This window comes from Streptomyces sp. NPDC055078, assembly GCF_053607985.1.
In genome coordinates, this window is sequence record NZ_JBSGUP010000502.1 from 1 (window position 1) to 6071 (window position 6071).

Here is a 6071-nt window from a genome sequence, read left to right on the forward strand (position 1 = left end):
CCCGCTGTACGCGAACCCGGTGTTCACCGGCTACCCCGAGGGGCTGTGCCCGCGGGCCGAGCGGCTGATCGGGCGCACGCTGCTGGTGCTTGACTGGAACGAGGGGTACACATCGGCCGATGTGGACGCTATCGCGCGGGCCGTGCTGGCGGCTTCGGTATGACGTACGACTGGCTGACCCCTTCCCCCGCCGAGCGCGTCCGCTGGGACGTGGACGTGCTCTACGGCCCCTGGCCGCGGCACCACCGCGATGTGGGCCTTTCGCAGGTACGTGAACTGCTGGCGCGCCGCCCCGTCGAGCGGGCGCTCGCCCTGTCGACGCGCGGCGCCCTCTTCGACGCGGAGTCCGGCAACGAGGCGACGCTGCGCGAACTGGCGGACTGCCCGGAGCTGCTGCCGGTGGGCACGGTCGATCTGCGCGACGCGTGGAGCGCGGAGGAGCGGATCGAGGCGCTGCACACGGCGGGAGTACGGTTCCTGCGCCTGTTCACCGCCGAGCAGGGGACGGAGCCGGGCTTCCCGGGCTATCTCCACACCGTGGAGCTGGCGCTGGCGCGCGGGATGATCCTGCTCCAGGACGGCGACCCGCGCCGCTTCGGCCCGGCGCTGGCGGGCCGGGGGGCGCGCGTGATCTTCCTCGATCTGCACGCGTACCTGCTGGGCGACTTCCTGCTGCTGGCCCGCCACGAGCCGGGGTTCATGGCGACGACGCGGCTGCTGTCGGCGCCTGACTCGGTCGAGCGGGTCGTGGACGCGGTGGGGGCGCGGGCCCTGGTCTTCGGCTCCCGTACGCCGTTCACGGACATCTCGCCGCAGACGCTGCGGCTGCGGTACGCGCGGATCGGCGCGGCCGACCGGGAGGCGATCGCGGGCGGAAACGTCGAGGAGCTGCTGAGCTGATGCCGATCATCGACGTACACGCGCACTGGGGCCCGTGGCCGTACCACCGCGACGGCGCGACGGGCGCGGAGACGAATCTGCGCCTGATGGACCGCTACGGGATCGACGTGCAACTGGTCTCGGCGGCGGAGGCGGTGACCTATGACGCGGTGGCGGGGAACGCGGCACTGGCGCGGGTGCTGGCGGACCAGCCTCGGCTGTACGGCTACGCGGTGGTGAACCCGAACCGGATCGAGGACAGCGCGGCCGACCTGCGCCGGCACCTGGTCACGGGCCGCTTCGTCGGCGCCAAGATCCACACCCACTACCCGGGCCGCGCGATCGGCTCCCCCCAGATGCGCGAGGCGTTCGCCCTCCTCGACGAACTGGCCGTTCCGCTGCTGCTGCACACCTGGGACCCGGATGTCGCCCTCCTCCCCGGCCTCCTCGCGGGCCTCCCCAACCTCCGGGTGATCGTCGGCCACGCGGGCGGCGACGCCTGGCGCGAGGCGGCCCACGCGGCGGCGGAGTGCGACCGGCTGTATCTGGAGCACTGCCGCACGGCGACGGACGCGGACCGTATCCCGTACGCCCGAGAGGCGGGCGTCCCGGTGGACCGCCTGCTGTTCGGCACGGACTCCACCCTGGTGGACCCGAGTGTGTCCCTGGGCGTGCTCCGCGACGCGGACCTCACACCACCGGAACTGGACCAGGTCCTGTGGCGCAACGCGGCGGACCTGTTCGGCCTGCCCCGACCGGGCTGAGCCGTCCGCCGGGCCGTCCCTCCGCGGCCACGGCTCCAGCTCCAGGGCGCCCGTTACCCCGCCCCGTCCGCCGCCGGCCCCTCCAGGCACCTCACCACTCGACGCCGCTCCTCCGGCGGCAGCGGCGGGCCGAACGGGTCGTGGGCCGCCGCATCGGGCAGCAGGCCCTCCCACACCGCCGCCCAGTGCATCCGCTGGACATAGCCCTCGATCGGGGCGCAGAAGGTGGCCTCCGCGAGGCGGTCCAGCCGGGCCGACGCTCTCACGAACGCCGTGTGGTCCGCCGCGCGCCAGGCGTCCAGGACCGCCGTCGTCAGTTCCGCGCGGGCCGCCGCGATACCGACGAGGGCCGTGTCGGCGCCCCACATCAGACTGGGGCCGAACATCCGGTCCTCGCCGGTGACGACCAGGCGGTCCGTGGCCTTGGCCGCGCGGATCGCGTCCTGGCAGGCCATCGCGCGGTCCAGGGTGGCCAGTTTGAGGCCCAGCGAGCCCGGCAGGGCCAGCAGGTCGCGGACGAGCGCCGGCGGATACTCGTATCCGCCGGCCTCCCCGTGCAGGAAGAACCCCAGCACCGGCAGCCCGCTCGCCTCCGCCACGCGCTCGTGCAGCCGTACGGCGCGGGCGTGGCCGTCGGGGCGGTCGGCCAGGGCGTTCAGCGGGTACACCATCACCGCGTCCGCGCCCAGTCCGGCCGCCGTCACCGCCATCGCCTCGACCGCGGCCTCCGCCTCCGCCACCGTCGCGGGCACGAGGTCGCGGGGGACGCCCGCGCCGACGACCAGGGGCTTGTCCGTCGCCTCCCGCCAGGTGCGCAGCACCCGCGCGCGGTCGGCCGCCGAGAGGTACAGGCCACGGCCGGTGTGTGCCCACACCGCGAAGCCGCCGACCGGTGCGGCGTCGAGCTGCGCCGCGTATGCGCGCAGGACACCGAGGTCGACGGTCCCCCGCTCGTCCATCGGTGTCAGTACGGCAGGGAGTACCGTCCCCCGCAGCCGCTCGATCAACTCGGCCGATATGTCCACCACTTGTTCCGCAACCCCTTTGGTAACCACGGGCCACACGCTAACCTTTACGGCCCAGACCGTAAAGGGATTGGAGTCCGGCCATGCGCCTCGGCCTCTACGTCAACCTGTACACCGGCAAGGACGACCGCCCCGCACTCGCGGACGCCGTCGAGCAGGCCCGGCTCGCCGAGCAGGCGGGCTTCGACTGGGTGGTGGCCGGCGAGCGCCACCTGCACCGCCCCGGCTACCACGAGGCGCTGACCTCGCTGACCTGGCTGGCCGCGCACACCGAGCGCATCGGCCTGGCCACCGCCGGGCTCATCGCCCCCGTCTACCAGCCGGTGTGGCTCGCCGAGACCCTCGCCCACCTCGACGTGCTCTCCGGCGGCCGGCTCACCGCGGGCCTCGTACTCGGCTACCGGCCCGAGGAGTTCGCCCTGTACGGCATCCCGCCGCGCGAGAAGGTCGCGCGCTTCGAGGAGTGCGTGGAGCTGATCACCCGGCTGTGGACCGAGGAGTCGGTGACGTACGAGGGGCGCTTCACCTCCGTGACCGACGCCTTCCTCTCCCCCCGCCCCGTGCAGCGGCCCCGCCCGCGCCTGTGGAACGGCGGCCGGGTGCCCGCCGCGCTGGCGCGCACGGCGCTGATGTGCGACGGCTGGACGACCTCCTTCAACGAGACCGACGCCGAACTCCCCGCGAAGATCGCCGAGTACCTCTCCTGCGAGCGCGGCCCCGGCACCCTCGGCGCCGAGGTGCTCGTCTGCCGCGAGGGGTACTGCGCCCCCACCTCGCGAGGGGCCCGCAAGGCGCTGGAGGACCCGCTGCGCGGGCTGTACGACGCGTACGGGTCCTGGAAGCGCACATCGATGGACGCGGCCCGGTACGCGCAGGAGTGGGACGACATCGCCGCGCGCGCTGTCGTCGGCTCCCCGGAGCAGTGCGCGGACGGCCTCGGCCGCTACGCCGCGATGGGCGCGGACGGTGTCATCCTGCGCGTCCAGCCGCCGGGGATGCCCCAGGCGGACGCCCTCCGGGCCATCGAGGGCTTCGGTGAGGTGCTGGGGCGGCTCGGGCCTGGCTGATGGATCCTGCCGGGTGCTGGGCTCGCGTGCCCTGGTGCCGCGCTCCCCCTGGGCCTGGCGGCCCGGGTGGGGTCCCCCCGGGCGGAGCCCAGGAGGCGTACCCACGCCGCGTTGTCGTCGGTCGCCAAGTCCGGGCCGCACGGTGTCTTGCCGTCACCTCCCTCTCCATTTACGGTCAGGACCGTAAATCACTCCCTCGTTGGAGGTCCCATGCGTCGTGCCCTCACGGCCGCGTGCCTGCTCGTCGTGACCCTCGCCGTACCGGCCCACGCCGAAACCGGCCCCGATACATCCCTGTCCACCACGCCGCCCGCCCCCGCCCAGTGCGGCTTCGCCGACCTCGGGAGCCTGCCCCTCACCGGTGCCACCACCGCCGGTACGGCCCTGGACCGAGGCCGCGTCTACTCCGTCACCTCCTCCGCCTCCGGCCCCGCACTCCTCGGCATCCGCGACGCCGACGACGGCACCCTCGTCGCCGAACACCCCCTGCCCCGGGCCCTCGGCTCCTGGGCCGTCTCCGTCGCCCCCGACCACAGCGTCTACGTCGGCAGCTACGGCGGCGACGAGCACAAGGGCCGGCTCTTCCGCTACGACCCCGACGACGACGAGGTCACCGAACTCGGCGTCCCCATCGCCAGCGAGACGTTCGTCTGGACCGTCGCCGCCACCGAGGACTACGTCTACGGCGGCACCTCGGCCAACGGCAGGCTCTTCCGCTACGACACCGGGACCGGCGAGACGAAAGACCTCGGCTCGCCCGTGCCCGGCCAGGGCTTCATCCGCGACCTCGCGGTCGGCCACGACGGCACCGTCTACGCCGGCCTGGGCCCGTCGAGCATGCAGGTCGCCGTGCTCTCCCCGGACGGCAAGGTGCGCCGCGTCATCGAGCCGCCGATCAAGGCCACCGGCTGGTCGTACGACGTGGACGTCGTCGGCCGCTATCTCCTCGTCCGCTACGAGACCTCCGCCGCCGAGAAGCCGCTGGGCGTGTACGACCTCAAGCGCCGCAGATGGCTGCACATCATCGACGACGTCCAGAACCTCACCATGGCCGGCGGCGCCCGCGGCCGGTCCGTCCACCTCGTCCAGAGGGGCGAGCTGATCCGGCTCGACCTGCACTCCGGCAGGATCACCAGGCTCGGCATGACGGAGTTCGGCGAGGGCGCCATACGCCCGCTGGGCTGGCGCGGCAACACCCTCGTCGGCACCACGTCCGTCGGCGGCATCTGGCACTACAACCGCAGGACCGGCACCGGCAGGCTCCTCGACGACTCCCTCACCGGGCAGCCCGTGTCCATCCGGTCCATGGCCGAAGGCCCGGACGGGCGGCTGTACGCGGGCGGGTTCTTCACCGGCGGCCTCGCCGCGTACGACCCGGCCACCGGCGCCACGCAGTTCTGGCCCCGCGTCGGCCAGAGCGAGGGCATGGTCACCCACAGGGGGAAGCTCTACCTCGGCGTCTACCCCGGCGCGCGTATCTACGAGTTCGACGGCACCGCGCCCAGGCTGCTGCTCGACCTCCACGAGCAGGAGCAGGACCGGCCGTTCAGCATGGTCTCCGCCGGCGACTGGCTCGCCTTCGGCACCGTGCCCAAGTCGGGCACGGTGGGCGGCGCGCTGGGTCTGATCAACCCCGCGACGGGCGAGTCCCGTGTCAAACGGAACATCATCCCCGGGCACTCGGTGGTCGGCGTGACCTACCGCGACGGCATCGTCTACGGCGCCACCTCCGTCTTCGGCGGCGTCGGCAGGCCCCTGGACACGGTGGCGAAGGTCTTCGCGTACGACATCGCCGCCGACAAACTGCTCTGGCAGAGCGCCCCCGTGCCGGGAGACCTGGCGCTCGGGGAGATCGCCTTCGACGACAAGGGCAGGCTCTGGGGGCTGACCCCGGACGCCCTGTACGAGATGGACCCGGCCACCGGTGAGACCCTGCGGACGGCCAGGCACCAGACGTACCCCTGGGAGAACGCCACGCAGGTCTGGCACGACACCAACCTCGTGTTCCACGCCGGCTATCTGTGGGGCAAGACCCAGGGCAAGGCGTACCGGATCGACCCGGCGACGATGCGGATGACGCTGATCGCCCGGCCGGTCTCGAATCTCCAGAAGGGCGCCGACGGAAACATGTACATGTCGCGCAACGAGAGGTTCTACACCTACCGGGTCTGCTGATCCGGACCCGGACCCGGACCCGGACCCGGACCCGGACCTGGACCTGGACCCGGACCTGGACCCGGCCCTGGACCCGGCCCTGGACCCGGGCCGGGAACCCGCGGGGGGGGGCGCGCCCGCCGCCCCCGCCCCCCCCCCCCCGGGGGGCCCCCCGCCCGGGC

Annotated in this window: 5 protein-coding genes; 4 read left to right on the plus strand and 1 reads right to left on the minus strand. The window is 73.4% G+C overall.

The features are described from left to right. The first annotated feature begins 159 nt into the window (after positions 1-159). Both ACWF94_RS30445 and ACWF94_RS30450 read left to right on the plus strand, forming a co-directional pair. Positions 160-900: a hypothetical protein gene (locus tag ACWF94_RS30445; protein ID WP_453495609.1), complete on the plus strand. Its 741-nt coding sequence runs from the start codon at positions 160-162 to the stop codon at positions 898-900. Further along, entirely contained in the window at positions 900-1643 is a 744-nt protein-coding gene (locus ACWF94_RS30450; RefSeq protein WP_453495612.1) for an amidohydrolase family protein, read from the plus strand. The genes ACWF94_RS30445 and ACWF94_RS30450 overlap by 1 nt, the downstream gene beginning before the upstream one ends. A 53-nt stretch (positions 1644-1696) precedes the next feature. On the opposite strand, the gene ACWF94_RS30455 is transcribed toward ACWF94_RS30450, so the two are convergent. Then, positions 1697-2671 carry a dihydrodipicolinate synthase family protein gene (locus ACWF94_RS30455; protein WP_453495615.1) on the minus strand — a complete coding sequence of 325 codons (975 nt, stop codon included), beginning with the start codon at positions 2669-2671 and terminating at the stop codon, positions 1697-1699. 80 nt (positions 2672-2751) lie between these two features. On the opposite strand from ACWF94_RS30455, the gene ACWF94_RS30460 reads away from it, so the two are divergent. Both ACWF94_RS30460 and ACWF94_RS30465 read left to right on the plus strand, forming a co-directional pair. Beyond that, positions 2752-3735, plus strand: coding sequence for an LLM class flavin-dependent oxidoreductase (locus ACWF94_RS30460; protein ID WP_453495618.1), 984 nt, complete (start codon positions 2752-2754; stop codon positions 3733-3735). Between the two features lie 210 nt (positions 3736-3945). Then, positions 3946-5910 (plus strand): hypothetical protein, encoded by a 1965-nt coding sequence (locus ACWF94_RS30465; protein ID WP_453495621.1) that lies wholly within the window; start codon positions 3946-3948, stop codon positions 5908-5910. Positions 5911-6071 lie beyond the last annotated feature (161 nt).

Excerpts from the sequence above, each read along its gene's own strand:
- ACWF94_RS30465 (WP_453495621.1), top strand. The coding sequence starts at position 3,946 with ATGCGTCGTGCCCTCACGGCCGCGTGCCTGCTCGTCGTGACCCTCGCC.
- ACWF94_RS30445 (WP_453495609.1), top strand. The coding sequence starts at position 160 with ATGACGTACGACTGGCTGACCCCTTCCCCCGCCGAGCGCGTCCGCTGG.
- ACWF94_RS30460 (WP_453495618.1), top strand. The coding sequence starts at position 2,752 with ATGCGCCTCGGCCTCTACGTCAACCTGTACACCGGCAAGGACGACCGC.
- ACWF94_RS30450 (WP_453495612.1), top strand. The coding sequence starts at position 900 with ATGCCGATCATCGACGTACACGCGCACTGGGGCCCGTGGCCGTACCAC.